The 25219-nt window shown below is 66.1% G+C and carries 27 protein-coding genes and 1 tRNA gene; 11 read left to right on the plus strand and 17 right to left on the minus strand.

The genetic code is table 11. The annotated features are described in order from the left end of the window. Positions 1-132: 132 nt before the first annotated feature. Entirely contained in the window at positions 133-1461 is a 1329-nt protein-coding gene (locus AACH40_RS12185; protein ID WP_338642655.1) for an MFS transporter, read from the plus strand. 33 nt (positions 1462-1494) lie between these two features. Here the strand turns inward: AACH40_RS12185 and AACH40_RS12190 are convergent, their stop codons facing one another. The 3 genes from AACH40_RS12190 to AACH40_RS12200 form a co-directional block, all read right to left on the minus strand. Then, positions 1495-1731: a hypothetical protein gene (locus AACH40_RS12190; RefSeq protein ID WP_338642656.1), complete on the minus strand. Its 237-nt coding sequence runs from the start codon at positions 1729-1731 to the stop codon at positions 1495-1497. A gap of 178 nt (positions 1732-1909) precedes the next feature. After that, complete coding sequence (locus AACH40_RS12195; RefSeq protein WP_169492025.1) at positions 1910-2092, minus strand: CsbD family protein; 183 nt, start codon at positions 2090-2092, stop codon at positions 1910-1912. Between the two features lie 67 nt (positions 2093-2159). Continuing rightward, on the minus strand, positions 2160-2606 hold the full coding sequence (locus AACH40_RS12200) for an EVE domain-containing protein (RefSeq protein ID WP_169492024.1): 447 nt from the start codon (positions 2604-2606) through the stop codon (positions 2160-2162). A gap of 64 nt (positions 2607-2670) precedes the next feature. On the opposite strand from AACH40_RS12200, the gene AACH40_RS12205 reads away from it, so the two are divergent. Continuing rightward, entirely contained in the window at positions 2671-3609 is a 939-nt protein-coding gene (locus AACH40_RS12205) for an isopenicillin N synthase family dioxygenase (RefSeq protein WP_338642657.1), read from the plus strand. 1 nt (position 3610) lies between these two features. Here the strand turns inward: AACH40_RS12205 and AACH40_RS12210 are convergent, their stop codons facing one another. The 3 genes from AACH40_RS12210 to AACH40_RS12220 form a co-directional block, all read right to left on the minus strand. After that, positions 3611-4366 (minus strand): enoyl-CoA hydratase-related protein, encoded by a 756-nt coding sequence (locus AACH40_RS12210; RefSeq protein ID WP_338642658.1) that lies wholly within the window; start codon positions 4364-4366, stop codon positions 3611-3613. Between the two features lie 54 nt (positions 4367-4420). Further along, positions 4421-4496 (minus strand) — tRNA-Ala (locus AACH40_RS12215). 166 nt (positions 4497-4662) lie between these two features. Beyond that, a complete protein-coding gene (locus AACH40_RS12220) occupies positions 4663-4980 on the minus strand; it encodes an FYDLN acid domain-containing protein (RefSeq protein WP_169492021.1) in 318 nt (105 codons plus the stop codon). A 263-nt stretch (positions 4981-5243) separates the two neighbouring features. Here AACH40_RS12220 and aroA point away from each other — a divergent pair, with 263 nt between their 5' ends. Then, entirely contained in the window at positions 5244-6572 is a 1329-nt protein-coding gene (gene aroA, locus AACH40_RS12225; RefSeq protein WP_338646069.1) for a 3-phosphoshikimate 1-carboxyvinyltransferase, read from the plus strand. Then, positions 6569-7198 carry a d(CMP) kinase gene (locus AACH40_RS12230; protein WP_338642660.1) on the plus strand — a complete coding sequence of 210 codons (630 nt, stop codon included), beginning with the start codon at positions 6569-6571 and terminating at the stop codon, positions 7196-7198. The genes aroA and AACH40_RS12230 overlap by 4 nt, the downstream gene beginning before the upstream one ends. Before the next feature lie 4 nt (positions 7199-7202). Here AACH40_RS12230 and AACH40_RS12235 read toward each other — a convergent pair whose 3' ends face one another. Then, complete coding sequence (locus tag AACH40_RS12235) at positions 7203-7646, minus strand: hydrogenase (RefSeq protein WP_169492019.1); 444 nt, start codon at positions 7644-7646, stop codon at positions 7203-7205. A gap of 165 nt (positions 7647-7811) precedes the next feature. Here AACH40_RS12235 and AACH40_RS12240 point away from each other — a divergent pair, with 165 nt between their 5' ends. From AACH40_RS12240 to rplI, 5 genes are all read left to right on the plus strand, one after another. After that, the gene (locus tag AACH40_RS12240) at positions 7812-8183 is read left to right on the plus strand and encodes a hypothetical protein (protein ID WP_338642661.1); all 372 of its coding nucleotides are present in this window, start codon (positions 7812-7814) and stop codon (positions 8181-8183) included. A 70-nt stretch (positions 8184-8253) separates the two neighbouring features. Next, the gene (locus AACH40_RS12245) at positions 8254-9468 is read left to right on the plus strand and encodes an acyltransferase family protein (protein WP_338642662.1); all 1215 of its coding nucleotides are present in this window, start codon (positions 8254-8256) and stop codon (positions 9466-9468) included. Positions 9469-9654: 186 nt separating this feature from the next. Further along, complete coding sequence (rpsF, locus tag AACH40_RS12250; RefSeq protein ID WP_169492016.1) at positions 9655-10017, plus strand: 30S ribosomal protein S6; 363 nt, start codon at positions 9655-9657, stop codon at positions 10015-10017. A gap of 3 nt (positions 10018-10020) precedes the next feature. Then, positions 10021-10245: a 30S ribosomal protein S18 gene (gene rpsR, locus AACH40_RS12255; RefSeq protein WP_169492015.1), complete on the plus strand. Its 225-nt coding sequence runs from the start codon at positions 10021-10023 to the stop codon at positions 10243-10245. 12 nt (positions 10246-10257) lie between these two features. Beyond that, positions 10258-10854: a 50S ribosomal protein L9 gene (rplI, locus tag AACH40_RS12260; protein WP_169492014.1), complete on the plus strand. Its 597-nt coding sequence runs from the start codon at positions 10258-10260 to the stop codon at positions 10852-10854. Positions 10855-11019: 165 nt separating this feature from the next. Here the strand turns inward: rplI and AACH40_RS12265 are convergent, their stop codons facing one another. Both AACH40_RS12265 and AACH40_RS12270 read right to left on the minus strand, forming a co-directional pair. Then, positions 11020-12981 carry a S9 family peptidase gene (locus AACH40_RS12265; protein ID WP_338642663.1) on the minus strand — a complete coding sequence of 654 codons (1962 nt, stop codon included), beginning with the start codon at positions 12979-12981 and terminating at the stop codon, positions 11020-11022. Between the two features lie 107 nt (positions 12982-13088). Next, positions 13089-14084 carry an amidohydrolase family protein gene (locus AACH40_RS12270; protein WP_169492012.1) on the minus strand — a complete coding sequence of 332 codons (996 nt, stop codon included), beginning with the start codon at positions 14082-14084 and terminating at the stop codon, positions 13089-13091. Positions 14085-14213: 129 nt separating this feature from the next. Here AACH40_RS12270 and AACH40_RS12275 point away from each other — a divergent pair, with 129 nt between their 5' ends. Continuing rightward, on the plus strand, positions 14214-15650 hold the full coding sequence (locus tag AACH40_RS12275) for an AMP nucleosidase (protein WP_169492011.1): 1437 nt from the start codon (positions 14214-14216) through the stop codon (positions 15648-15650). A gap of 321 nt (positions 15651-15971) precedes the next feature. Here AACH40_RS12275 and AACH40_RS12280 read toward each other — a convergent pair whose 3' ends face one another. The 4 genes from AACH40_RS12280 to AACH40_RS12295 all read right to left on the minus strand — a co-directional run bounded on the left by AACH40_RS12280 (position 15972) and on the right by AACH40_RS12295 (position 20123). After that, on the minus strand, positions 15972-16529 hold the full coding sequence (locus AACH40_RS12280) for a YbjN domain-containing protein (protein ID WP_338642664.1): 558 nt from the start codon (positions 16527-16529) through the stop codon (positions 15972-15974). Between the two features lie 114 nt (positions 16530-16643). Further along, the gene (locus AACH40_RS12285) at positions 16644-18491 is read right to left on the minus strand and encodes a M2 family metallopeptidase (protein ID WP_338642665.1); all 1848 of its coding nucleotides are present in this window, start codon (positions 18489-18491) and stop codon (positions 16644-16646) included. An 88-nt stretch (positions 18492-18579) separates the two neighbouring features. Continuing rightward, entirely contained in the window at positions 18580-19344 is a 765-nt protein-coding gene (locus tag AACH40_RS12290; RefSeq protein ID WP_206069334.1) for an alpha/beta fold hydrolase, read from the minus strand. Next, positions 19344-20123, minus strand: coding sequence for a sulfite exporter TauE/SafE family protein (locus AACH40_RS12295; RefSeq protein WP_338642666.1), 780 nt, complete (start codon positions 20121-20123; stop codon positions 19344-19346). Before AACH40_RS12295 ends, AACH40_RS12290 begins: the two co-directional genes overlap by 1 nt. Before the next feature lie 249 nt (positions 20124-20372). On the opposite strand from AACH40_RS12295, the gene AACH40_RS12300 reads away from it, so the two are divergent. After that, complete coding sequence (locus AACH40_RS12300; protein ID WP_338642667.1) at positions 20373-21038, plus strand: hypothetical protein; 666 nt, start codon at positions 20373-20375, stop codon at positions 21036-21038. Between the two features lie 85 nt (positions 21039-21123). Here the strand turns inward: AACH40_RS12300 and AACH40_RS12305 are convergent, their stop codons facing one another. The 4 genes from AACH40_RS12305 to AACH40_RS12320 form a co-directional block, all read right to left on the minus strand. Further along, entirely contained in the window at positions 21124-22149 is a 1026-nt protein-coding gene (locus tag AACH40_RS12305; protein ID WP_169492006.1) for an aspartate-semialdehyde dehydrogenase, read from the minus strand. A gap of 250 nt (positions 22150-22399) precedes the next feature. After that, positions 22400-22780, minus strand: coding sequence for a 50S ribosomal protein L19 (rplS, locus tag AACH40_RS12310; protein WP_169492005.1), 381 nt, complete (start codon positions 22778-22780; stop codon positions 22400-22402). Positions 22781-22783: 3 nt separating this feature from the next. Further along, positions 22784-23644, minus strand: coding sequence for a tRNA (guanosine(37)-N1)-methyltransferase TrmD (trmD, locus tag AACH40_RS12315; RefSeq protein ID WP_338642668.1), 861 nt, complete (start codon positions 23642-23644; stop codon positions 22784-22786). A 63-nt stretch (positions 23645-23707) separates the two neighbouring features. Next, positions 23708-25216 (minus strand): serine hydrolase domain-containing protein, encoded by a 1509-nt coding sequence (locus tag AACH40_RS12320; protein WP_338642669.1) that lies wholly within the window; start codon positions 25214-25216, stop codon positions 23708-23710. Positions 25217-25219 lie beyond the last annotated feature (3 nt).

The raw sequence follows: 25219 nt of genomic DNA on the forward strand, positions 1-25219 counted from the left end.
CGGGGAGAGGCTTGGGACATGGGACCGGCCTTAACCCCGCTGCGTTGCGGTTGAAAGCATCAGATGCCTCTTGCCCATGCCTGCCATCGGGTTATGGGTCTGCGCGCTAAACGGGATGGTGACAAGACGCGAATGACGACATCGACGCACCTCGTTCGCCAGCGGCGCTTTCTTCCCCTGTTCGTCACCCAGTTGCTCGGCGCGTTCAACGACAACCTCTACAAGAACGCGATGGTGCTGTACGTCGTCTATTCGATCTACAGCAGCGAAGCGGCCGAAGCGCGCTTCTCGGCCATTGCATCGGGGCTGTTCATCCTGCCCTTCTTCCTGCTTTCGGCGCTGGCCGGCCAGCTTGCCGACATGCGCGACAAGGCGAAGATCATCCGCCTGGTGAAAGCGTGCGAGATCGGCATCATGCTGGTCGGGGGCAGCGGCCTGTTCCTTGCCTGGCAGGGCATCGGCGTGCAGACCTTCGCCATTCCGCTGATGCTGCTGGCGCTGCTGGCGATGGGCGTCCATTCCACCTTCTTCGGCCCGATCAAGTACGCAATCCTGCCCCAGCACCTTCACGGTGACGAAGTGCTGGCGGGCACCGGGCTGGTCGAGGCGGGCACTTATATCGCGATCCTGGCAGGCACGATCCTGGCCGGCTGGATTCCGGTGGAGATCGCCGCCGCGGGCGTGGTCCTCACCGCGATCGTCGGCTGGTTCGCCGGGCGGCAGGTGCCCCCTGCCCCGCCGCAGGTCGAAGGACAGCCGCTCGATTTCCACGTGATCCGCTCGTCCGTGGCACTGGTGCGGATGACCATGCGCCATCCGCGCGTGTTCCTGGCCATCGCCGCGATCAGCTTCTTCTGGACCGTGGGCGCGGTGCTGTTCATCCAGTTCCCGCCACTCGCCAAGAACGTGCTGGGAGCCAGCAAGGAAGTCGCCAGCCTGTTCCTGGTGGTGTTCTCGATCGGCATCGCGATCGGCTCGGTCTCGATCAACGCGCTGCTCAAGGGCACCGTTTCGGCCAAGTATTCACCGGCGAGCGTGATCGCCATGGGCCTCTTCGTCGTCGCCTTCCACTTCGTCTGCCGCAGCTGGATCGAACCTGCCGGCGGCAAGCTGATGGACGTGCCGACGTTCGTGGCACACCCGCATGCGCTGCCGCTGCTCGCCTGCCTGCTGGGCATCGCGATTGCCGGCGGCATGTTCGTGGTGCCGCTCTATGCGTTCCTGACCACGGTGGTCGACAAGTCGGAAACCGCGCGCACCATCGCTGCCAACAACATCGTCAATTCGGGCGCGATGGTGGTGGGATCGGTGATGGCCGTGGGACTGAGCGCGGCCGGGGTGGCGCTGGTCGACCAGCTGCTGCTGGGTGCTGGCATGTGCCTGATCTCGGCCTGGCTCGGCTGGCTGCTCTATCGCGCCGAACGCGCGCACATGGGCGAGATCGAACACCTGACCGAATGATACCTGCGGTGCGCTGCGGCGCTGGCAGCACGATCAGGTAATGAACACCATCACCGCCAGGAAGCACGCGCAGTAGGCCAGCAGGAAGTCCTTCACATCCTGCAGCGTCAGCTTGCGCCCTTCGACATCCTGCGACCGCAGCTCCGCCTTGCGCATCGCGGCGATCACCTCGGGCTCGAATACCGGCAGGCGCGAAAGCACGTGGGCGGGCAGGGTGCGACGGAACGGATGTCCGGCAAGCTCGGGATTGAGGGCGCGGGATCGGGTCATGGCGCAAGGTTAACGCCGTATTTACGATTTGGTATCCGCCTCCCCACAAAAAATTCCCCAGTCCCCGCGCGGCACAGATTGCAGTTCTCGCCGGATCGGATGGGAAAGGCGCAGACGCGAAAAGGGGCCGCCCCTTGCAGGACGGCCCCCGATCGTTGCCTCAGAATGGGCGGTCAGGTCAGATGTCGTCGCCCAGCGCGCCCTTGACCTTGCCAGAGACGTTCTGCGCATCGCCCTTGAGCTTCTGCGCCGCGCCTTCGGCCTTCAGGCGGTCGTTGCCAGTCACGTCACCAGCAGCCTCCTTGGCCGCACCGGCGATCTTGTTGCCCGCAGCCTTGGCGCGATCGGTCAGTTCACCCATGTTCTAACTCCTTGCGTTACCGGCGGATTTGCTCTGCGCCGGTTCGCAGGGAATACGATCGAACCGGTCAGACGGTTCCGCCGGCCATGTCGATCAAAAGAGCCCATTCCGGAGGCCGCACCGCAGAAACCGACAGCCGCGACAGCCGCAGCAGTTCCATTTCGGCAAGCTCCGGCGTGTCCTTGATCGTCTTGAGCGTGACCGGATGGGCAAGCTTCACCACCGGCTTCACCTTGACCGCGGCCCACTTGCCTTCGGGGTCGGTCGGATCGGTCAGTCCGCCCTGGCTGATCGTGGCGATGCCGACGATCTCCTTGCCGATGTTCGAATGGTAGAAGAACGCAAGGTCGCCCACCTGCATCGTGCGCAGGTTGCGCGCAGCGAGGTGGTTGCGCACGCCATCCCAGGTCCCCTCGCCCTCGGCCACCAGATCGTCCCAGCTGTACACGTCGGGTTCGGACTTCATCAGCCACAGCTGCTTGCCGGAAATGTCCGGCCCCTTGATTTTGGTCATGAATCCCCCGTCGAATCCGGCTAAGCCCGTGCCCCTTACGCCAAGACGCGCCAACAGGAAAACCATGTCCCTAAAGACCCTTCCGGTCCTCTCGCTCGCCAGTGATCCCGCCGAACTTTCCCGCGATATCGGCGAAAGCTTCCAGACCTTCGGCTTTGCCATGGTCAAGGATCACGGCCTCGACCCAGCGCTCGTCCAGCGCGCCTGGGACCTGACCGAAACCTTTTTCGCCCTGCCCGATGCCGAAAAGCGCAGCTATTTCATCGCGGGCCAAGGCGGCGCGCGCGGCTATACCCCGTTCAAGACCGAGATCGCCAAGGGCGCCAAGCTCCACGATCTGAAGGAATTCTGGCACGTGGGCCGCGATCTGCCGGCCGATCACCCGCTCGCCGGCGCATCGATGCCGCCGAACATCTGGCCCGAGCGGCCGGAGGGCTTTCGCGAAACGTTCGAACAGCTCTACGCTGCGCTCGATCGCGTGGGCGCCACGATCCTGTCGCGCATCGCGGTCTGGCTGGGGCTTGATGCCCACTGGTTCGATGACCCGATCGCGGACGGCAATTCGGTGCTGCGCCTGCTGCACTATCCGCCCGTGCCCGATGCCGAAGAAGGCGCGATCCGCGCCGGCGCGCACGAGGATATCAACCTCATCACGCTGCTGCTCGGCGCGCACGAGGCGGGCCTGCAACTGCTGACCAAACAGGGCGAATGGATCGACGTCGCCCCGCCCGAAGGCGCGCTGGTGGTCAACATCGGCGACATGCTGCAGCGGCTGACCAACCACGTGCTGCCTTCGACCACGCACCGCGTGCGCAATCCGGTGGGCGAGCGCGCCGCGCACAGCCGCTATTCGATGCCGTTCTTCCTGCACCTGCGCAGCGATTTCCGCTTCGAGACGCTGCCCGGTTGCATCAGCGCGGACAATCCCGACCGCTATCCCGTCTCGATCAGCGCCGACGATTACCTGCAGGAACGCCTGCGCGAGATCGGCCTGAAGAAGTAGGTCAGAACCGGGGCTTGCGGCGTTCGCGGAAGGCGGCAAGCCCCTCGGCGAAGGCCGCGCTGCCGAAGCCAGCGTCGAACGCGGCGTCGTGCGCCGGATCGTGGCCTGCGGTGTCGCGGGCGCTATCCCCCAGCGTCGCCTTCAGCGCGGCGATGCTGGCGGGCGCATTGGCGGCGATCTGTGCGGCGAGCGCGCGTGCCGCCGCGAGCGCATCGCTTTCGACCTGTTCGACGAGGCCGATGCGCGCAGCCTCTGCCGCATCGATTCGCCCCGCGCCGAACAGCAGGCGTGCCGCCTGCCCGCGCCCGACGAGCGCGACGAGGCGGTTCACATCCTCCTGCGGGTAGGAAATGCCCAGCTTGGCAGGCGTGATCGCGAAAATGGCGGCTGGCGCGGCGATGCGGATATCGCAGGCCAGCGCCAGCGCGACTCCGCCGCCGAAGCAATCGCCCTCCACCACCGCGATCGTTGCAAGCGGCAGCGTCTGCAGCGGGTCCATCGCCGCGCGCATCGCGGCGCGGAATTCTGGCCGCAGTTCGGGCTCGTTGGCCAGGCGGCCGATCTCGCGCAAGTCCGAGCCGGAACAGAAGCTGCCCGCCACGGCCGAGCGCAAGACGATGACCCGCGCGCCCTGCGCATGGGCCGCAGCCGCCGCGTCGGCAATCGCGCGCCAGTCGTCGAGCCCCAGCGCATTGCGCGTGCCCGCACGATCGAGCACGATTTCAGCGACATGGCCGGCGATGTTGCAATCGATCATGAACTTGCTCCCCCGGATGGGTGCGTGGTGCAACGCGGGGAGAAAAGCGGGAAATGGTGGAGCCTAGCGGGATCGAACCGCTGACCTCCTGCATGCCATGCAGGCGCTCTCCCAGCTGAGCTAAGGCCCCACATTTCCGGTGTTTCGCCCTGGGAAGGCGAACCGTCCGCGGCGTCTGTATCGCCGGGAGCCGCGCCTCTAAGGGAGGCCCGGACGGCTGGCAAGACCATTTTTTCGTGCCAGCCGATTTTTTTGCCGCGGCCTTCGCAACCCTGCAAAAGCCGCGGCCAAAGCGCTCAGGCTTCGTCGTCCTCGCCATCGTGGCCGGCGACGCCCAGATCGTCGTCGCCGCCAAGGTCGACGTCGTTGTCGGGCGAATCGCCGTCTTCGTCGATGTCGAGATCCTCATCCGCCAGATCGACGTCGGGATCGGCGACAACCTTCTCCTTCTGAATTTCTTCGTAGGGAATCGGCTGCTTCGACTTGAGCACCGGCTCGGGGTTCCAGGCGTACTTGCACTCGACGCAGGTGACCGGATCGTCCTTGCCGAGGTCGTAGAAGCGGGTGCCGCACTTCGGACAGCTGTGCTTGGCGCCCCATTCAGGCTTGACCATGAAAATTCCTCAAGTCTTGCCCCGGGCGACAGAAATGGGCCCGGGCCGCAGATACCAGTGCTTGATGGTCCCGCCTTGCCGCGAAATCAAGGATGCCGAAATCGGGTGTGACGGGGAATCAAGAGCGGCGCGCGCCTTGCCATAGCGGCGTGGCGCTGTCAAAAGCCGCGCGCTTTTCCCCTGTCCCCGCTCTCTGCCCCGCTGTTTGCCCAGCGCCAGCCCGGAAAGACGTTTCAGAAGTGTCGTCCCACGATCCCGCGCAGATGCGCCCCCGCCGCTTTGCAGCCCTTGGCCCCCTGACCGGCCGCATCCGCGTGCCGGGCGACAAGTCGATCAGCCACCGCTCGATCATGCTCGGTGCGCTTGCCGTGGGCGAAACCACCGTCACCGGCCTGCTCGAAGGCGAAGACGTGCTGTCCACCGCCGCCGCGATGCGCGCGATGGGTGCCACAATCGAGCGCGATGCAGGCGGCACGTGGCGCGTCCAGGGTGTCGGCGTCGGTGGGCTGCTTCAGCCGCAGGCTGCGCTCGACATGGGCAACTCGGGCACTTCGACCCGCCTGCTGATGGGTCTTGTCGCCAGCCATCCGATCACCGCCACGTTCATCGGCGATGCCAGTCTGTCGAAGCGCCCGATGGGCCGGGTGATCGATCCGCTTTCGCAAATCGGCGCCAGCTTCACCGCCGCACCGGGCGGTCGCCTGCCGCTCACGCTGCAGGGCGTGCAGCCGGCGATCCCGATCAGCTATCGCCTGCCCGTCGCGTCTGCCCAGGTGAAGAGCGCGGTTCTGCTCGCCGGGCTCAACACCGCAGGCATCACCACGGTGATCGAGCCGGTGCCGACCCGCGACCATTCCGAACGCATGCTGCGCGGCTTTGGCGCGCAACTCGACGTCGACGTCGAAGCTGATGGCACGCGGATCATCCGCCTGACCGGCGAGGCCGAGCTGAAGCCGCAGTCGATCGAAGTGCCGGGCGATCCGTCTTCCGCCGCGTTCTTCGCCGTCGCCGCGCTGATCGTGCCCGGTTCCGACCTGGTGATCGAGAACGTCGGGCTCAACCCCACCCGCGCCGCGCTGTTCGACGTGCTGCGCCTGATGGGCGGCTCGATCGAGGAGCTGGACCGCCGCGACGTCGGCGGCGAGCCGGTGGCAGACTTGCGCGTGCGCGCCTCGGTCCTGACCGGGATCGAGGTCGATCCCGCGGTCGTGCCGAGCATGGTCGATGAATTTCCGATCCTGTTCGTGGCCGCCGCGCTCGCGCAGGGCCGCACCGTGACCCGGGGCCTGGAAGAACTTCGCGTCAAGGAAAGCGACCGCATCGCGGTGATGCGCGTGGCGCTCGAACAAGCGGGCGCACGGGTGACCGAGACAGAGGATGGCCTGATCATCGACGGCACGGGCGGTGAACCGCTGCGCGGCGCCAATAACGCCTCCGTCGCCACCCACCTCGACCACCGCATCGCGATGAGCATGGCGGTGGCAGGGCTTGCCAGCCACGGCGGTATCGAAGTCGACGACACGCGCCCCATCGCCACCAGCTTCCCGGTGTTCGAAAGCCTGCTCGCCACCGCGACGGGGACCGCTGCATGATCATCGCGGTCGATGGTCCCACCGCATCGGGCAAGGGCACGATCGCGAAGGCGCTGGCAGCGCACTTCGGCCTGCCCCACCTCGATACCGGCCTGCTGTACCGTGCGGTCGGGCGGCAGGTGTTCCTGGATGGTGGCAACCCGGATGACGGCGGCGATGCCCTTGCCGCGACAAGCTTTCCCGAAGCCCTGCTGTCCGACCCGGAGCTGCGCTCGGAAGTCACCGGCGGGCTCGCCAGCCGCGTCTCGGTCCACCCATCGGTGCGCGCCGCGCTGCTCGAACGCCAGCAGGCCTTTGCCGGGCAGCCCGGTGGCGCCGTGCTCGACGGGCGCGACATCGCCACGGTGATCGCCCCCCATGCCGATGCCAAGCTGTTCGTCACCGCCAGCGTGGAAGCGCGTGCGCAGCGCCGCTGGCTGGAAATGAAAAGCCGCGGCGAGAACGTCGCGCGCGAAGCGATCGAGGCCGACCTTGCTGCGCGCGACGAACGTGACCGCAACCGTGCGGAAGCCCCGCTGCGCCAGGCCGAAGGCGCCGAATTGCTCGACACCTCCGCCCTGCCGCCGCAAGCCGCCATCGCCGCCGCGATCGCGCTGGTTGAAAAGCAGCTCGCCGCGCGGCGCTAGGCCATCAGGGCCGCTCGCGCGCGGCGAGCACACCCTTGATCACCAGCGCGAAGGCGGCGACCATCGCGAAGGACAGCACGATCAGCAGCGTGGTGACGAAGCTTTCCTGCCAGGCGGGGCCGCTATGGCCGGCCGCGGTGATCGGCATTGTCTGACCGCCCACGCCCCAGATCCCGGCGAGCAGCGTCGCCAGCCAGTTGGCAAGCGAGCCGAACGCCAGCAGCACGAACGTCGCCCGCGCCTGCCCCACGGGCAACCGAACGCGGCTCCATCCCGCGGCAAGCGCGAGGATCAGCGTTCCATTCATCAGCCCTTCCAGATGGGCGACCAGCCCCATGCGCGGATTGGCGAACGATCCCGAGACGAACCCGGTCAGCAGCCCCAGCATGACGAGAACGGCGCCCAGCACCATCAGGCGCTGCGCCATGCGGTCCGAACCTGCATCCATCGATTTTCCCCTTATCCCTTGTTCCCGGCGCAAGACTGGTCGGGTTGGTTGCTTTCGGCAAGCGGACACTTGCGTAAGAACCCTTAGCCGCCGCGCACCCCCTGAAAGGGTCCTGTGCGATCCCGTTCTTCCAGTCCGTAGTTAACGCGAACGTGGAGACGGACCATGTTTCTCGATTTTAGCAACGAAGCGCAGAACGTCGATGCCGCCAGCCTGCGCCGCGTGGAACGCATCGGTTTCGAACTTCCGGTGCGGTGTAAGCACGGCGTGGTAAGGTCAACGGTCATGCTTAAGGATCTCACCCCCTATGGCGCCCGCATCGATGGGCTGGACAAGCAGCGCATCGGCGAACCGCTGACGCTGTTCATCCCCGGCCTTCATGCCAAGACGGCCTATGTCGTGTGGTCGGAGCCGATGTCCTCGGGCCTGGAATTCGATCACCCGCTGCACCAGTCGGTGTTCGAAACGCTGGTGAGCGATTTTGCCATCGGCCACCATCGCAAGGCCGCGCGCCGCCCCGTGCGCCGCGCCGCCTGAGCGGTCATCCAACGGTTCCGAAGGCACCTGCCACCGCAGGAAAGCTTGCCGTTTGGGCCGAAAAGGGCCAATGAGCGAGCCAATGACGGGATCGCAGCTTTCGGACCAGCAAGGGCGCGCTGGCGCGCGTGCAAGCGTTGCATCGGGCCGGATGCACCACGTCGATGCGGCGCGGGCGCTGTTCCTTTTGCTCGGCATTCCCTTCCACGTCGGCATGATCGCGGTGTTCAATCGCGCGCCGGCGGTCCCCGGCTTCAAGCAGGCGGGCGCGATCGTCTTTTCGCTGACGTTCATCCACGCCTTCCGCATGTTCGCCTTCTTCATGCTGTCGGGCTATTTCGCCGCGATGGTGCGTGAAAAGCGGGGCAAGCGCCCGTGGCTGGAAGACCGGTTGACCCGGCTCGGCTTCCCGCTTGTCGGCAGCCTGTTCACGCTGGGCGTGCTGCAGCACTTCTTCCACCAGGAACTGCTGGGCGAGACGCCCGGCGGCATTCACGGCCTGCCCCTCGCCTTCGATCACCTGTGGTTCCTGTGCGTGCTGCTCGCCTTCGTCGGCACGTTCTACCTCGTTCCGGTGGAGCGGCTGCCCGCCGCAGGTAGCCGCTGGGGCAAGGCGATCGGCGACGCGCTGTGCCTTTCCGGCAAGGGCTGGCTCTCGTTCCTTGTCCTGCTCGCGCTGTGGAGCCTCGGCCAGGGCGCGCTCGAAGATGTCCTGCCCCGCCAGCGCGCGTTCGAGATCGACCTGCTGTGGCAGTACCTGATGCACGCGCCGGCCTTTGCCATCGGCGTGCTTGCCTTCCGGTTGCGCGTGGGCGAACGACTGTTCGACCTGCCGGGCAGCCGCCTGCCGCTCCTCGCCGCCGCGCTCTTTCCGCTCTACCTCATGCTCGCCCCGCTGATGCGCCCGGTGCTGGGCCTGTCGCGCGGGCTTTCGGCGGAATGGAACTTCATCGGCAACCTGATCGAATTGCCCACCGCGCTGGTGCTCTCGCTGCTCGCGCTGCGGCTGCTCGCCCGCGTGGCGGACCGGCCGAGCCGCACTGTCAGCTTCCTCGTCGATGGCGCGATGGCGATCTACCTGTTCCACATGATCTTCGTGATTGTCACGGTCGCGTGGCTGCCGCACCTGCCGCTGATCCCCGAAATCCAGTGGCTGGCAGGCTCGGCGCTCGTCCTCCTGCTCTCGCTTGCGGCGTTCCTTGCCGTGCGCGGCAATGCCGTGCTTGCGCTGATCTATTGCGGCAAGCCGATCGCCCCGCGCGAACCGGCCGCCGCGCCCGCCTGAGCCGGGTCCGGGCATCCGGGCATCCGGGCATCCGGCAGGGGTTGCATTGGCGGCAAAAACCGCTAAGGGCCACCGCTTCCCGTGAAAGGCACCACGCCTGCAGGGGGGAATCGAAGAAAGCCGGAGGGGCCCCGCAATCCCGCGGACAAGCCAGCGATCGGTTAGAATGATAAAGGACGCGAAAGCATGCCGCTTTACGAGCATGTGTTTCTGGCGCGCCAGGATCTGAGCCAGGCTCAGGTCGATGCGCTTGCCGCCACCGCCACCGAGATCGTCGAGAGCAACAACGGCAAGGTCACCAAGACCGAGACCTGGGGCCTCCGTTCGCTGGCCTACAAGATCCAGAAGAACCGCAAGGCACACTTCGTGATGCTGAACATCGACGCGCCGGGCGACACCATCGCCGAGCTGGAGCGTCAGACCCAGATCAACGAAGACGTGATCCGCTACATGACCGTCCGCGTCGACGAACATGAAGCCGGCCCGTCGGTGATGATGCGCAAGAACGACCGCGAGCGCACCCGCCGCCGCGAACGCGAAGGGGAATAAGACATGGCTCGTCCGTTTTTCCGTCGCCGCAAGAGCTGCCCGTTCTCGGGCAAGAACGCGCCCAAGATCGACTACAAGGACGTGCGCCTGCTTCAGGGCTTCATGTCCGAACGTGGCAAGATCGTGCCGTCGCGCATCACCGCCGTTTCGGCGAAGAAGCAGCGTGAGCTGGGCCAGGCGATCAAGCGCGCCCGGCACATCGGCCTCCTGCCCTACATCGTGAAGTAAGGAGCGCCAGACATGCAGATCATCCTGCTCGAGCGCATCGAGAAGCTGGGCACCATCGGTGACGAAGTCACCGTGAAGGACGGCTACGCCCGCAACTTCCTGCTGCCCAACAAGAAGGCGCTGCGCGCCAACGAAGCCAACCGCAAGGTCTTCGAAGCCAACCGCGCCCGCATCGAGGCCGAGAACGAAGCCCGCCGCGACGAAGCCAGCAAGGAAGCCGGCAACGTTGAAGGCAAGGAAGTCGTTCTCATCCGCGCTTCGTCGAACGCCGGCCAGCTCTATGGTTCGGTTTCGGTGCGCGACATCGTCGACGCGCTGGTCGAACAGGGCGCCAAGGTGACCAAGTCGATGATCGTGCTGGAACGCCCGATCAAGACCATCGGCGTCTCGACCGTCAAGGTTGCGCTCCACCCGGAAGTGACCGTCACCGTCAAGGTGAACGTGGCCCGCTCGCCCGACGAAGCCGAACTGCAGTCGCAGGGCGTCGACGTCATGGCGGCGATGTTCGACACCGACACCGGCGGCTTCACCGAAGCCTACGATCCGAATGCCGAACCGGGCGAAATCCCGACCGAGCTGCTCGAAGGCGGCGAGGAAGCCGAAGCCTGATCGCTTCGCGCTGACCAAGCATTCAAGGGGCGCTGTCTCGCGACAGCGCCCCTTTTGTTTTGCGGTCGCTGTTTGGGGGCGCCGTCGCAAGACAACGCCCCTTTTGCTTTGTGGTCGCTGTCGGGGGCACTTTCGCAGGACAGCGCGCCCTCTTCCTGGCGGCGTCTACTGAGCCTTGGGCTTCAGATAGCGGTCGAACCATTCGATCCGGCGCCGCAGCGAATCCAGCTGGTTCTCGCGCTTGTAGAAGCCGTGGCCTTCGCCCGGATAGAACACCACTTCAGCCGTTGCGCCCCGCGCTTTCAGGGCGTCGGTCACCTGCTGCGCCTGCCCGCGCGGCACGCGGATGTCGTTGTCGCCCTGAAGCGACAGCAGTGGCGCCTTGGCGGCCTTGAGCCAGGTCAGCGGCGAGGTGGCGTCGTACACCTTGGGATAGGTCGCCGGATCGCCCAGCAGCGACTTCTGGTATGCCTGCAGCCCGGCATCCTCGTGCTCCCACATCGTGCGCCAGTCGATGATGCCGAACATCTGCACGGCGGCGGCGAACGCGTCCGGCGCGCGGCCGATCGCCATCAGCGTCATGAACCCGCCGTACGATCCGCCCGTGATGCCCACCCGCGCGGGATCGACGTAACCGCTGGAAACGAGGAAGTCCTTCGCCGCCAGCACGTCCTTCAGATCGCCTCCGCCCAGGTCCTGGTAATTGGCGGACTGGAACGCCTGACCATACCCGGTGGAGCCGCGCGGGTTGGGCTGGATCACGAAATAGCCGCGGCTGGCAAAGGCGGCGACGACACCGGAAAAGCTGTCCAGCGCCTGCCCGGTCGGCCCGCCATGCGGCATGACGATCGCCGGATTGTGGCCATCGCGGCGCGCGTTGAACGGGATGGTCAGGACCGCACTGATCCGGGTGCCGTCAAAGCTCGGATACGTCACGATCGCCGAACCGGGCAACGTGGCGGGATCGAGGCTTGCAACCGCCAGCGGGAACGTGGCCGCCACCCCGCCGCTTGCAAGATCGATCACCGTCGGCTGGCCCGGTGCGTTAGCGCCAGAGCGCAGGACCAGCAGACGCTTGGAATCGGGTGAGAACGGCACCGCGCCAGCCGGCGCATTGACGCCCGGCTGCAGCGGCACCGGACGCACCGCCAGCGTGGCCACGTCCGCCAGCGCGATCTCGGTCCGCCCATCGGTGTTGGTGGTGACCACGAACGATTTGCCGTCCGGCGCCATCGCACCCGCTTCCTGGCTCCACGGCGTGGGGGCCAGCCAGCGCCAGCGCTTGTCCTTGATCGAATAGATCCCGGCGTGATCCTGGCCGGTCCCCGCGTTGCTCGTCACGCTCAGGACGGTGCCATCGCTGCTGGCGCCGCTCGCCTCGATGCGCGTCTTGGGCGCGCCTAGCAGCCGCCTTGCCTTGCCGCTGGCAATGTCGACCGCCCAGACTTCCCCTGCGCTGCTATCGGTGAAGCTGCGATTGGCGATCAGCGTGCGGCCCTGGTCCGCCCATGCCACCGGGCTCCAGTCCCACTGCGGATCAGCCTCTGCCGTCAGCGCACGAACCTTGCCGCTATCCGGGTCGAGCAGCGCCAGATTGGTCTGGCCCTGGCTGCGAAGCTTGGTCGATATCGCAATCGTCTTGCCATCGGGTGCGATCAGCGCACCGCTTTCGCGCACTTCGGGCGTGGCCGTCAGGTTGCGCACCGCGCCACCAGCGGTGGGCACGGCCAGGATGTCGTATTGTTCGTCCCCGCCGTGATCCTGCTGGAAGTAGAGCGTGCTGCCGTCGGGCGAAACGGCAAGCCCGCGCTGCGCTTCATCGGACTGGGTCAGCTGCACCGGCCAGCCGCCGGCCGCATCGACGCGCCAGATATTGTAGCGGCCAGTCAGGTTGGTGGCGAAGAACAGCTGCCGGCCATCGGCGCTCCAAGCCGCGGACAGCATGCCCCGCGTCGAAATCAGGTCCTCGAGCGGTATGGGCCTCGCCGCCGCGTTCTCGGGCGAGGTGATCGACTGCGGCGGCGTCAGCGGGCGCGGCGGCGTGGGCACCTCCGCGCTTGCCGGAACCGCCGCGATGACCGCAGTCATGGAAATGCACGCGAGTGCGACATGCCGCAGATCCTTCATCCAATCCCCCGTTCGAAAGTCATTGCGCGATGGTGGCGCAAGACAGCCGCAAGGTCGAGTGGCGACAATGCGCCCTGCGGACAAAGATAGCGACGCGCGGGCTCGGTCTATTTGCCCTTGTCGAGCCGCAGGAAGCGGGCGGCGTTGTTGTACAGGATGTCGCGCTTCTGTTCGGGGCTCAGATAGTCGGCGTTCTGGATGATCCCGATGGAATAGGCCATCAGCCCCGGCCAGACGAGCTGGTCAGTGCCGTACATCACCCGATCGCCGAAGCCCGCATCGACCAGCCGCTCGATGTACCGGTTCACCTCCTTGCGCGGATAGCTCCAGATCAGGCCGGCGATGTCCACATAGACATGGCTGTTCGCCTGAAGCAGTGTCAGCATGTTGTCGATCATCGGATAACCGGCGTGCATCACCTGCACCCGCAATTTGGGATGGCGGGCGAGCAGATCCTCCAGCAGCAAAGGGTTGCCCATAGATCCGCGATAGCCGGGCATGGCCACATTGGCGCGGCCCGATCCGCCCGTGCCCATGTGGATGGCAACCGGAATGTCGAGCTTTTCGGCAAGCGCGAAGTACTGGTCCACCCGCATGTCCGATGGCGAGATGCCTTCGTACTGCAGGCCGATTTCGCCCATCACCTTGAAGCCCTGCTGGGTGAAGGCAACCTCCAGCATCTTGAGCTGCCTCGCGGGATCGCTGCCCTCCACCTTGTCGAACGCCGTCCCAGGGATGATGCGCCCCGGCGCCGCCGCCTGCCACTTCTGCACGTCGGCGACATCGCCGAACACGACGCCCCGCACGTTCAGCCGCTCCATCTCGGCCAGCACCATCGACCGGTACTGCCCCTTGGGCGCGGGGTAGAGCTTGGGGCTGCACTCCTCCTTCGACCAGCCGAACGGCGCTTCGGGGCCGTCCTTGGGGTCCGATGCCTCGAACCGCGTCTGGTTGGGGCAGAACGGGACGGCGATGGGCACATCCTCCATGGCGTGCATGTGCACGTCGATCACCGGGGGAACGGTCGCCGTGGTGTTCTGCGCCGCCGCGCTGCCCGCCCAGGCGAGCGCGACGATCGCGACCGACGTTTGAATGATCCGCATTGCCTCACCTCTCCCTCATCACTTTGACAGCGTTATCATCAAGCCACGGCCGTCGCACAAGGGGCGTTGTCGGCGAAAGGGTGGCCGCCCTTCTTTCCAGCGTAACCCGCGCCCGCTAGACTCTCGCCGATGAACCAGGTTGCTTCGATCCTTTCCGCCCTTTCCCGCATCTATGACGAGGCCGTGGCCCGGCTGCGCGAGGATATCGCCCGCTTTGCCGAGGACGGCACGCTGCCACCACCGACCCGCCGGCACGACGGCAGCTACTGCTATCCCGAACTGCGCATCCGCCTGGCGAGCGAGCCCGACAATGTTTCCACCGGGCGATCGTTCGGCCGGCTGACCCAGCGGGGCACGTATGCCTGCACGGTGACGCGGCCCGAACTGTTTGCCGATTATCTGGGCGAACAGCTGGAGCTGATCTGCGGCGGCTACGACGTGTCGGTGACCGTCGCGGCCTCGCGGCAGGAGATCCCCTTCCCCTACGTGCTCGACGGCGCCTACGCCGCGCAGATCGGGCGGGTGAGCCCGCAGGAACTGGCGCGGCACTTCCCGGCGACCGAACTGGCCCACATCGGCGACGAGATTGCCGACGGCGACTACGCAATCGGCGACGGGCCGCTGCCGCTGTCGCTGTTCGACGGCCTGCGCACCGATTTCAGCCTCGCCCGCCTCGCCCACTATACCGGCACCCGGCCCGAGGATTTCCAGAAGTACGTGCTGTTCACCAATTACCACCGCTACGTCGACGAATTCGTCGACTGGGCCGGGCGGCAGCTGGGCAGCGAAGGCTATGTTGCGCTGTCGGGCGCGGGCGGGCTGTACCTCGATGGCCATACCGACGATGCCCGGGCCCGGCTTTCGGACACGGCGTGGCGGCGCCATCAGATGCCCGCCTACCACCTGATCGCGCCGGACCGGTCGGGCATCACGCTGGTCAACATCGGCGTGGGGCCATCGAACGCCAAGACGATCTGCGACCACCTGGCCGTGCTGCGGCCCGAAGCCTGGCTGATGATCGGGCACTGCGGCGGCCTGCGCCCCACGCAGAAGATCGGCGATTACGTGCTGGCCCACGCCTACTTGCGCGACGACCACGTGCTAGACCCCGTGCTGCCGCCGGAAATCCCGATCCCGGCCATCGCCGAAGTCCAGGTAGCGCTGGCGCAGGCGGCCGAGATGGTCAGCGGCAGCGGAGGCGCCGACCTCAAGACCCGGATGCGCACCGGCACGATCGTGACCACCGACGACCGCAACTGGGAGCTGCGCATTTCGCAGACCGCCAAGCGGCTGAGCCTGTCGCGCGCCGTGGGCATCGACATGGAGAGCGCGACCATCGCAGCGCAGGGCTATCGCTTCCGCGTGCCCTACGGCACGCTGCTGTGCGTGTCCGACAAGCCGATCCACGGCGAGATCAAGCTGCCGGGCCAAGCCAACCGCTTCTACGAAGAGGCAATCGCCGGGCACCTCGCCATCGGCACGACCACCTGCGCGCTGCTGAAGGCGCAGGGATCGCGGCTGCACAGCCGGAAGCTGCGGGCGTTTAACGAACCGCCGTTCCGCTGACGCGGCTGCGGCGGCGGTAACGAACCGCCGTTCCGCTGACGCGGCTGCAGCGGCGGCATCGAACCGCGGTTCCGGTGAGGTTCAAGGCCCCAAGTTGACGAAGTTGACAGACTTCTGAGGGAAAATGCGAAGGCTTGGGGCTTCGACCTCAAGCCTTTGTTTTTACGACAATACCCGCGAAAAACGCGCCGCTTCGCAGCAGCGCGTAGAACAACCATGGTCAAGTCGCGTTTCGGCATGGCCGCACCATGCCCATCGGAACCGGTGTAGGACAGCCCCGCCCCCCCCTCCTGCCACGGGAGGAGCGGGCCGGAAGTTGGGTCAGCGCGAGGCGGCGCTGGCGAGCTGGGGGGCGCGGCCCGGCGTGAAGGCTTCGCTGCCGATGGTATCGAGCGCGAGGCCGAAGCTCTTGACCACGAGCGCGAACACCGAGGGCTGGATGCCTTCGCCGGTGACGACGTCCCACGTCATGTTGACCGACTTGTCATCGCCCACCGAAACCGCGCCGAAGCGGTTGTCGCGCACGAAGGCGGCGGCCTTCTGCGCATCGAACGGACGGTCGGGCACGAAGCTGGCATTGAACTGCAGCGACTGGCAGCCTTCGTGGGTGATTTCGTTGCAATCGTAGAACACGACCTGCGTGCGCCAGCCGCCGATATCGGCCTGGACCAACGGGTCGCCGGACGAATCCGCAACGAGCTTGGCATCGTGGCCAAGGCTCTTGAGCGCGGCGACGACGCTTTGCGGCTGCATGGCGGAAACACTGGTGGTGGTGGCAACTGCAGGCGTTGCGACGGGTTGGGCCGCGTGGGCAGCGAACGGCAGGACAAGCGCGCCGGTCGCAATAAGCCTGCAAAACGAGCCGATCTTCGACTTCATCAGGGGCATCCTCAGGTTTTTTATTGTGCCCTGAACGTCTCACAAACAAAGGGGCGCGGCAAGCACCTTGATCGGCCTGCCGCGCCCCACCGGAACGTTGAATTTACGCGGGTTTTACCAACCGCAGTCCTTGCCCTTGTTCTGCGCGGCGAGCCACTTCTGCAGCGGGGCGAAGTAGCGAATCATCGCCTTCCCGCTCATTTCGCGGCTGCCGGTGAAGACTTCGAGCGCATCGGGCCACGGCTTGGACGCGCCCATCGACAGCATCGCGTCGAGCTTCTTGCCCACTTCCTTGTTGCCATAAAAGCTGCAGCGGTGGAGCGGGCCCTTCCAGCCGGCCTGCTTGCACGCCGCTTCGAAGAACTGGAACTGCAGCACGCGGGCGAGGAAGTAGCGGGTGTAGGGCACGTTGGCCGGGATGTGGAACTTGGCGCCCGGATCGAAGGCATCAGCGGGGCGTTCGGCCGGCGGCACGATGCCCTGGTACTTGAGCCGCATGTCGTTCCACGCGGATTCGTAGTTCGCCGGCTTGATCGAGCCGTCCATCACGCCCCAGCGCCAGCGATCGATCAGCAAGCCGAAGGGCAGGAAGGCGACCTTGTCCATCGCCTGGCGCAGCAGCAGGCCGGTGTCCTTGGCCGCCGGGGGCACCTTGTCGCGATCGAGCAGGCCGATCTGGACGAGGTATTCGGGCGTTATCGACAGCGCGATGAAATCGCCGATCGCTTCGTGGAAGCCATCGTTCGCGCCGTTGAGATAGAGCGTGTCCTGCTTGTTGTAGGCGCGCTGGTAGTAGTTGTGTCCCAGTTCGTGGTGGATCGTGGTGAAATCGTCGCCATTCACCTTGATGCACATCTTGATGCGCAGATCGTCCTTGTTGTCGATATCCCAGGCCGAGGCGTGGCAGACGACTTCGCGGTCCTGGGGCTTCACGAACTGCGAGCGCTTCCAGAACGTGTCGGGCAGCGGCGCGAAGCCGAGCGAGGAATAGAAGTTCTCGCCCGCCTTGACCATCTTGAGCGGATCGTAGCCCTTGGCCTGAAGCAGCGCGCCGACGTCGTAGCCGATGTCGCCCGCGCCCGCCGGGGCGACGATGTCATAGATGTTGCCCCATTCCTGGGCCCACATGTTGCCGAGCAAGTCGGCACGGATCGGGCCGGTCTTCGCCTGCACCGCATCGCCATACTTTTCGTTGAGCTTCGTGCGGGTGTAGCAGTGCAGCTGCTGGTAGAGCGGCTTGACCTCGCTCCAGATCTTCTCCGTCAGCGCGGCGAAGGCTTCGGGCGACATGTCGTAATTCGACCGCCACAGCGCGCCGGTATCGGCGAAGCCCAGCTCCGCCGCGCCGGCGTTGGAGATCTCCATCATCTTGACGTAGTCGGCCTTCATCGGCTTGCCGACGTTGTCGTGCCAGCTGAGCCACATTTCCTTGAGCTCGTCCGGGTTGCGGTTTTCGCCCATCGCCGCTTCGATGTCGCTGCCGTTGATCGGCTGCCCCTTCAGCGTGCCCTTGCCCTTGCCGTACATGCCCTGGATGCGGGCCTGGAGCGTGGCGAATTCCTCGGCCGCGCCGGGCGTGGTTGGCGCCGGCGAAGTGATCTGCGTGCGCATGATGGTGAGCTTGCGCGCAAGTTCGGGCGAGATGCCGCCGGCCTTGGCATAATCGGCGGCCTGTTTCGCCTGCAGCACCTGCAGCGAGTTGAACGAAGCGTTGGATTCCGCCGCCAGCGCCTCGGTATCGTCGGTGATGTAGGTTTCGTAGATCCATTCGTTGCGGCCCGAACGGACGGTCGCGTCGTAGAGGTCCTTTTCGGCGGACTTCACCCAATCGGCGGCAGAGGCCGGAGCGGACGCAGCCTGTGCAGGCTGGGGCGTGGCGGGTGCGTTCTGGGCAGTCTGGGCTGCGGCCGGAACGGCAAGGCTCGCCGCGGCAAGCGCGAGCACGGAAACGAGCGACTTCATCGATGAACACTCCCCAAGGGCATTGTCTGGGCGCCGGGCATTTGCGTGCGGCGCTGCAAGTCCTTGGTTAACCAGTGCCCTTGCGAGGTCAAGTGGTGAGGAATGAAACCATTTCCCGGCCCATCTCGGGCATGGTGACGCTGCTCATGTGCGTGCCGGGAATGGTTGCGCGGGTCGCATGCGACAACGTCTCCGCCAGCCGATCCGCCGAACCGTTGTCGTTGTCCTTGTCTCCGCAAAGGACCAGCGTGGGCATCGAGATCGCCGCCAGCTGGTCGGGCGCGGTATCCTCCATCGTCTGCAACAGCAGGCGGGCGGCGACGCGGTCGACGTCCATCGTCTTGAGGAACTGCTGCGAGACATAGGCCGGATCGCCCGGCCGGATCGTGCCGAAGCGGTCGATCACATCGATGAAGAAATCCTGCCGCCTGGCCCAGCCGGCCAGCCCTTCCAGCCCCATGCCGGCGAGGATCAGCTTGCGCGGGCGCAGGCCGCCGATCACCGCGCGGGCCGAGGTGCGCGAGCCCAGCGAGAAGCCGCCAAGGTCGAAATCATCGAGCCCGAGGTGCGCGACGAGCGCTTCGAGATCGCGGGCGAGCACATCGGGCGGATAATCGGCCGGATCGTGCGGGGCGGCGCTGTCGCCGTGGACGCGCAAGTCGGGCATCAGGCATTCGAACCCGGCCGCGACCAGCTGCGCGGCGGTGCCGAACTTGACCCAGTTGACATGGGCCGAGGAGAACAGCCCGTGCAGCAGGATCAGCGGGCGCCCCTCGCCTCCGGTCGGCCCGGCGCGGTGCAGGGCGAGGCGCGTGGCGCCGAAGCCTTCGTAATATTCGGTGGTGACGTCCATCAGCTGAGCAACTTGATCCCCGATGCCAGCAGGACAGCCGCCAGCGCTGGGCGCAGGATATGGTCGGGCGAGCGCGTGGACAACAGGCTTCCGGCCGCTACCCCCGGAATCGAGCCGATCAGCAGGTTGAGCAGCAGCGTGGGATCGACTCCGCCGATCAGCCAGTGCCCGAACCCCGCCACCAGCGTGAGCGGCACGGCGTGGGCGATGTCGGTGCCGACGATACGCGAGACGCGCAAGGCGGGATAGAGCATGAGCAGCGCGGTAACGCCGATCGCGCCTGCGCCTACCGAGGAGACCGAGACAGCCGCCCCAAGCACCGCACCAAGGACAATGGTGGGCAGGAGCGTGCGAGAATCGTCCTTGCGGTCATGCGTTTTGGCAAAGGTCGCCAGCTTCTTCTGGAACAAGGTGGCGATAGCGGTGACGATCAGCATGGTGCCGAGCACGGTCAGGATGACGTGGTTGGTATCGTTGCCGAACTTTCCGAACGTCGACACCGCCAGCAGCGTCAGCACCGCGGCGGGAACGCTGCCGATGGCGAGGCGGCGCATGATCTTCCAGTCGACGCTTTCGTGCCGGTTGTGGACGAACGAGCCGAAGATCTTGGTGATCGAGGCGAACAGCAGGTCGGTGCCGACCGCCGTCCCCGGATTGATCCCGAAGATCAGCACCAGGATCGGTGTCATCAGCGATCCGCCGCCCACGCCGGTGAGGCCGACCAGCGTGCCGACCAGCAATCCGGCGACGGCATGGAGCACGTCCAGGTGTGCGAGCATCAATCCCCCTTGGTCCCGTGGACGGGTCCCTCAAAGTGGGGGCCGCCATACCGGGCAGGGACCGCAGGCCGCAATGGGCGGAGCGACAATCTCTGGTTTGGCGGTTGGGATGAGAGCTTTAGTCCGCCCCGCTTGGGTCGGACGAGCCGAGCAGTATCGCCGACGAGGCGGTCTTATCCTCGGAACGGCGCCCGACAGCCTCCGTTGATCGAACCAAGGACGGGGCTAGCCCCTCGAGGAGAATTCGACATGACCCATAACCGTCTCATGACCACGCTGCTTTCGGCCAGTGCGCTGGCGCTGGCGCTGCCGAGCGCGGCCTATGCCGGCAAGGCTGACCGCGCCCGCGAGGCGATCGCTGCCGCACAGGCCAAGATCGACGCTGCCGCCACCGCCGGCGCGGGCGTGGAAACGCCGCACCAGCTGGCCGAGGCAAAGGCCGCACTGGCGCGGGCCCGCGAGAACCTTGCCTCCAGCCACAAGCCCGAGGCGATCGACGCCGCGATCCAGGCGCAGGCGCTGGCCGACGCGTCGCTGGGTGAATCCCAGAAGCGCAAGGAGCGCGCGATGGCTGCCACGCAGGTCGATGCCCAGGCACAGACCGCCGCGGCCCAGCAGGAAGCCGCCGAGGCCAACCTGCGCGCGGCGCAGGCCCAGCAGTCGGCCGCCGTTTCCGCCCAGCAAGCCGCCGATGCCCGAAATGCGGCGCTGACCGCGCAGGCGCAGGCCCAGGCGACCACCCCGCCTGCACAGGTCGAAACCACGGTAACCACGCAGGCCGCAACCCCGCGCAAGACCGCATCGCGTACCGTCGTGCGCAAGCGGGTGGTGAGCCGCGCCGCTGTTCGCACCACCACCACCGCCACCCCGAGCACGGCGGTAACGACGACGACCACGGTCAAGTCGCCGCTCTGACCCGATCGCGCTTTTTGAAAATGCGAAGAACCCGGCGCTCCCATGGGGAACGCCGGGTTCTCCTGCATCAGCGCTGTCGGACGCGTCAGCCCTTCTTGAGGTGACGGCGGCCGAGCAGTTCGGCGATCTGCACCGCGTTCAACGCCGCACCCTTGCGCAGGTTGTCCGACACGCACCAGATGTTGAGGCCGTTGTCGATCGTGCTGTCTTCACGCACGCGGCTGACGAAGGTGGCGAAATCGCCGACGCATTCGATCGGGGTGACGTATCCCCCGTTCTCGCGCTTGTCGATCAGCATGACGCCGGGCGCCTCGCGCAGGATGTTCTGCGCTTCTTCGGCCGAGATCTCGTTCTCGAATTCGATGTTGAGCGATTCCGAGTGGCCGACGAAGACCGGCACGCGCACGCACGTGGCCGTGACCTTGACCTTGGGATCAAGGATCTTCTTGGTTTCGGCGACCATCTTCCATTCTTCCTTGGTCGAACCATCATCCAGGAAGACGTCGATGTGCGGGATCACGTTGAAGGCGATCTGCTTGGTGAACTTCTTGGGCTCGACCGGATCGCCGACGAAGATGGCGCGGCTCTGTTCGAACAGTTCGTCCATGCCTTCCTTCCCCGCGCCCGACACCGACTGGTAGGTCGAGACGACGACGCGCTTGATCTTGGCGGCATCGTGCAGCGGCTTGAGCGCCACGACCATCTGCGCGGTCGAGCAGTTGGGGTTGGCGATGATGTTGCGCGCGGTGTAGCCGTCGATCGCATCCGGGTTCACTTCGGGCACGATCAGCGGAACGTCCGGATCCATGCGATAGAGCGAGGAGTTGTCGATCACCACGCAGCCCTGCGACGCGGCCTTGGGCGCATAGATCTTGGTCGGGGCAGAGCCGGCGGCGAACAGCGCGATGTCCCAGCCGGTGAAGTCGAAGTTTTCGACGTTCTGGACCTTGAGCATCTTGCCGGTGTCACCGAACTCGATCTCGATCCCCTGCGAGCGGGGCGAGGCGACCGCGGCGATCTCGTCGCAGGGAAACTCGCGCTCGGCGAGGATGTTCAGCATTTCGCGGCCCACGTTGCCCGTGGCGCCTACGACGACTACCCGATAACCCATTTCAAGCACTCCTATGGGGTCGTGGCCCTGCCCGCGCGCATCGCCCGGGCGTCTTTGCGGCCGTCCCTTAGCGGCTGGATCCCCCCAGCCAAGCCAATTGGCCTTTCGGCCACGCAATGTCCCGTTTCATGAGAGCGGCCCCGGCGCTTAGTGCCAAGACGCGAAAAAGGCGCCCCGGCAGTTGTGCCAGGACGCCTTTTCTACGGGGTTCGATCCGTTAGGGCGTGGGTGGTTTTGCCACCCGTCCTGGTCAACCTTCCGCGTTGGTCTTGGTGACCTTGCGTTCGGCGATACGCGCCGATTTGCCGGTCCGACCGCGCAGATAGTAGAGCTTCGCACGGCGCACGACGCCCCGGCGAACGACGGTAATCGAATCGATGTTGGGCGAGTAGAGCGGGAACACGCGCTCCACGCCTTCGCCGAACGAGATCTTGCGAACGGTGAAGTTCGAGCCGAGGCCACGGTTCGAACGCGCGATGCACACGCCTTCGTAAGCCTGGACGCGGGTACGCTCGCCTTCGACGACGCGCACGCCGACGCGCACGGTGTCGCCCGCGCGGAAGTCCGGGATTTCCTTCTTCGCCTTGAATTCGGCGATGGCTTCAGCTTCAAGCTGCTGAATCAGGTTCATTTTTCAATCGTCCTGCACTTCGTGCCGCGCACCAGAGGCAGACTGGACCCGAACGCCGGTGTGGCGCTCCCAAAGGTCCGGCCTGCGTAGCCGTGTATCGATCTCGGACTGTGACTTGCGCCAAGCCGCGATCTTCGCATGATCCCCCGATCGCAGCACTTCAGGGATCGTGCGCCCTTCCCACTCAGCAGGTCGGGTGTAGTGCGGATATTCAAGGAGGCCGTTCTCGAACGACTCCTCATGCCCGCTTGAAGGCGCGCCCATTACGCCGGGAAGCAGCCGAATGCAAGCATCGAGCAGCATCAGCGCAGCACATTCCCCGCCCGACAGCACGATGTCGCCGACCGACACTTCCTCGACATTGCGGCCCTCGAAGATGCGCTCATCGAAACCCTCGAAGCGCCCGCAGACGAGGATGACGCCGGGCCCTTGCGCCAGTTCGCGCACGCGGGCCTGGGTAAGCGGCTTGCCGCGGGGGGTGAGCGCGATGACCGGGCGGTCATTCCTCCCCGAGCTTGCCTCGGGGAGGGGGACCGCTGACGAAGGCAGTGGAGGAGGGGAATGCGGTGCAAGCGCCCCTCCACCACCCTGCGGGTGGTCCCCCTCCCCGAGCAAGCTCGGGGAGGATCGGGCGCGCGCGTGGTCGATGGCCCTGGCGAGCACATCGACGCGCAGCACCATCCCTGCGCCGCCGCCGGCGGGGGTATCGTCCACGGTCTTGTGCTTGTCGATGGCGAAGTCGCGGATCTGGACCGCCTCCATCGCCCACGTCCCCTCACGCAGCGCACGGCCCGCAAGGCTGACGCCGAGAGGGCCGGGGAACATCTCGGGATAGAGCGTGAGGACGGTGGCGGTGAAGGTCATGGTTCCAGCCAATGGCCTGCATCGATCACTTTCGCAATGTGGCCGCGCTCGAGGCGCTCTCTTTCAGCCCTTGGGCTCGAAGACGTATTTCAGCGATTGCAGGGTGATTGGCCTGGTCGGGGCGAGGATCAGGGTGCCGGTGATCTTTCCGTTGGCGCAGGGCCAGGTGAACATGCCGCTCATCGCGCCGTCGGGCTGGACGGGGGCACCGATTTCGCAGGGGCCGGATCTGGCCTTGGTCTCGGCGAGCACCTTCGCCCAGTTGGCAGCGGTGCGGTCCATCGGGAAGTTCATCGACACACGGCCTTGCAGCGGATCGACGGTGCCGGCGGCCCAGACGGCTTGCGCGGCGGCGTAGAAACTGCCGAGATCTTGCGATACGGGCTCGGTGCGCTTTGCGATCACGCCCTTTTCGCGCAGCAGGGCGGCGATGTCCCACACCGGCTGGCTGGGGCCGGAATAGGTCCTGTTGGTCAGCGCGAAGAAGGCGACGCCGAATTCGGGCAGGACCATGACGTGGCTGCCGTAGCCGGGGAAGCCGCCTCCGTGGGCGAGCACCGTGCCGTAGTCGCAATCGCCGATCACGCGCCAGCCCATACCATAGGACACCGTGCCGGGGCACTGCTTGTCGCCCCCGGTGGCGTAGCGGTGGAATACGGCGGCAAAATTCAGCCCCTGCGCCATGCGCCGCACGGTCGCGCGACGCGCCGGACCGGTTTCGGGATCGTTGCGGGCGGGCCAGGCGGAGAGGAGGAAGCCGAGCCACTTGGCATAGTCGGTGGCGCTGACCTCCAGCCCGCCCATGGAATTGAAGGCGCCGTCCTTCATGGTCGGCTCCTGCGCCCAGGCCTCGTTTTCCCAGCGATAGCCGATCGCGCGCTTGTCCCTGGGGTGGGCTAGGACGTCGAAGCCGCTCGCCGTCATGCCCAGGGGCGTGAGGAGGCGCTGTTCGACGTAATTGCGGTAGGGCGCCTTGGTCACGTTGGCGATGACGCGGCCGAGGATGGCGTAGCCGAGGTTCGAATATTCGTGGCGCTGCTCTGGCGCGCGGGTGAAGGGCACGCCAGCGCGCAGCAAGGTGGTGAACGCCGTTTGCGAGAGGGGCGTCTGTCGATCCCCCCATGGATCGTCGGTGACGAATCCGGCGGTGTGGGTGAGCAGGTCGCGGATCGTGATGCGCGGGGAATCACTGGTGGGATAGGTCCAGCCGCGCAGTTCGGGCACGTAACGGTCGGCCGGATCATCGAGCCCGAGCCGGCCTTCGTCGCGCAGCTTGAGGATGGAGAGCGCGGTGAACGCCTTGGTCATCGAGGCGATGCGGAACAGCGTATCGGGCGTGACCGGGCGCTTCTGCTCGATGTCCTGCACGCCTTTGCTTTTCACGTAGGCGAGGCGGCCGTCCCTGACCACGCCGAAAACGAGGCCGGGAACGTGGTTGCTCGCCATCCACTTCGTCAGGATGCCGTCGATCTGCGGATCGAGCGCGGCAATGTCGGGCTGGGCCTGTTGCGCCTGAGCGCTGAACGGCTGCAATGCAAGCATTGCCGCGAAAAGTCCGGTTGCCGTTCTCATATT

This window comes from Novosphingobium olei (assembly GCF_037076535.1).
Classification (GTDB): Bacteria; Pseudomonadota; Alphaproteobacteria; order Sphingomonadales; family Sphingomonadaceae; genus Novosphingobium; species Novosphingobium olei.

Coding starts and splice junctions, on each gene's coding strand:
- AACH40_RS12185 (WP_338642655.1), top strand. CDS start 133: ATGACGACATCGACGCACCTCGTTCGCCAGCGGCGCTTTCTTCCCCTG.
- AACH40_RS12285 (WP_338642665.1), bottom strand. CDS start 18,491: ATGAAGTCGCTCGTTTCCGTGCTCGCGCTTGCCGCGGCGAGCCTTGCC.
- AACH40_RS12230 (WP_338642660.1), top strand. CDS start 6,569: ATGATCATCGCGGTCGATGGTCCCACCGCATCGGGCAAGGGCACGATC.
- AACH40_RS12300 (WP_338642667.1), top strand. CDS start 20,373: ATGACCCATAACCGTCTCATGACCACGCTGCTTTCGGCCAGTGCGCTG.
- rplI (WP_169492014.1), top strand. CDS start 10,258: ATGCAGATCATCCTGCTCGAGCGCATCGAGAAGCTGGGCACCATCGGT.
- AACH40_RS12305 (WP_169492006.1), bottom strand. CDS start 22,149: ATGGGTTATCGGGTAGTCGTCGTAGGCGCCACGGGCAACGTGGGCCGC.
- AACH40_RS12275 (WP_169492011.1), top strand. CDS start 14,214: ATGAACCAGGTTGCTTCGATCCTTTCCGCCCTTTCCCGCATCTATGAC.
- AACH40_RS12235 (WP_169492019.1), bottom strand. CDS start 7,646: ATGGATGCAGGTTCGGACCGCATGGCGCAGCGCCTGATGGTGCTGGGC.
- rpsF (WP_169492016.1), top strand. CDS start 9,655: ATGCCGCTTTACGAGCATGTGTTTCTGGCGCGCCAGGATCTGAGCCAG.
- AACH40_RS12265 (WP_338642663.1), bottom strand. CDS start 12,981: ATGAAGGATCTGCGGCATGTCGCACTCGCGTGCATTTCCATGACTGCG.
- AACH40_RS12205 (WP_338642657.1), top strand. CDS start 2,671: ATGTCCCTAAAGACCCTTCCGGTCCTCTCGCTCGCCAGTGATCCCGCC.
- AACH40_RS12195 (WP_169492025.1), bottom strand. CDS start 2,092: ATGGGTGAACTGACCGATCGCGCCAAGGCTGCGGGCAACAAGATCGCC.
- trmD (WP_338642668.1), bottom strand. CDS start 23,644: ATGACCTTCACCGCCACCGTCCTCACGCTCTATCCCGAGATGTTCCCC.
- AACH40_RS12210 (WP_338642658.1), bottom strand. CDS start 4,366: ATGATCGATTGCAACATCGCCGGCCATGTCGCTGAAATCGTGCTCGAT.
- aroA (WP_338646069.1), top strand. CDS start 5,244: ATGCGCCCCCGCCGCTTTGCAGCCCTTGGCCCCCTGACCGGCCGCATC.
- AACH40_RS12290 (WP_206069334.1), bottom strand. CDS start 19,344: ATGGACGTCACCACCGAATATTACGAAGGCTTCGGCGCCACGCGCCTC.
- AACH40_RS12245 (WP_338642662.1), top strand. CDS start 8,254: ATGAGCGAGCCAATGACGGGATCGCAGCTTTCGGACCAGCAAGGGCGC.
- AACH40_RS12280 (WP_338642664.1), bottom strand. CDS start 16,529: ATGAAGTCGAAGATCGGCTCGTTTTGCAGGCTTATTGCGACCGGCGCG.
- AACH40_RS12270 (WP_169492012.1), bottom strand. CDS start 14,084: ATGCGGATCATTCAAACGTCGGTCGCGATCGTCGCGCTCGCCTGGGCG.
- AACH40_RS12240 (WP_338642661.1), top strand. CDS start 7,812: ATGTTTCTCGATTTTAGCAACGAAGCGCAGAACGTCGATGCCGCCAGC.
- AACH40_RS12320 (WP_338642669.1), bottom strand. CDS start 25,216: ATGAGAACGGCAACCGGACTTTTCGCGGCAATGCTTGCATTGCAGCCG.
- rplS (WP_169492005.1), bottom strand. CDS start 22,780: ATGAACCTGATTCAGCAGCTTGAAGCTGAAGCCATCGCCGAATTCAAG.
- AACH40_RS12220 (WP_169492021.1), bottom strand. CDS start 4,980: ATGGTCAAGCCTGAATGGGGCGCCAAGCACAGCTGTCCGAAGTGCGGC.
- AACH40_RS12200 (WP_169492024.1), bottom strand. CDS start 2,606: ATGACCAAAATCAAGGGGCCGGACATTTCCGGCAAGCAGCTGTGGCTG.
- AACH40_RS12295 (WP_338642666.1), bottom strand. CDS start 20,123: ATGCTCGCACACCTGGACGTGCTCCATGCCGTCGCCGGATTGCTGGTC.
- AACH40_RS12190 (WP_338642656.1), bottom strand. CDS start 1,731: ATGACCCGATCCCGCGCCCTCAATCCCGAGCTTGCCGGACATCCGTTC.
- rpsR (WP_169492015.1), top strand. CDS start 10,021: ATGGCTCGTCCGTTTTTCCGTCGCCGCAAGAGCTGCCCGTTCTCGGGC.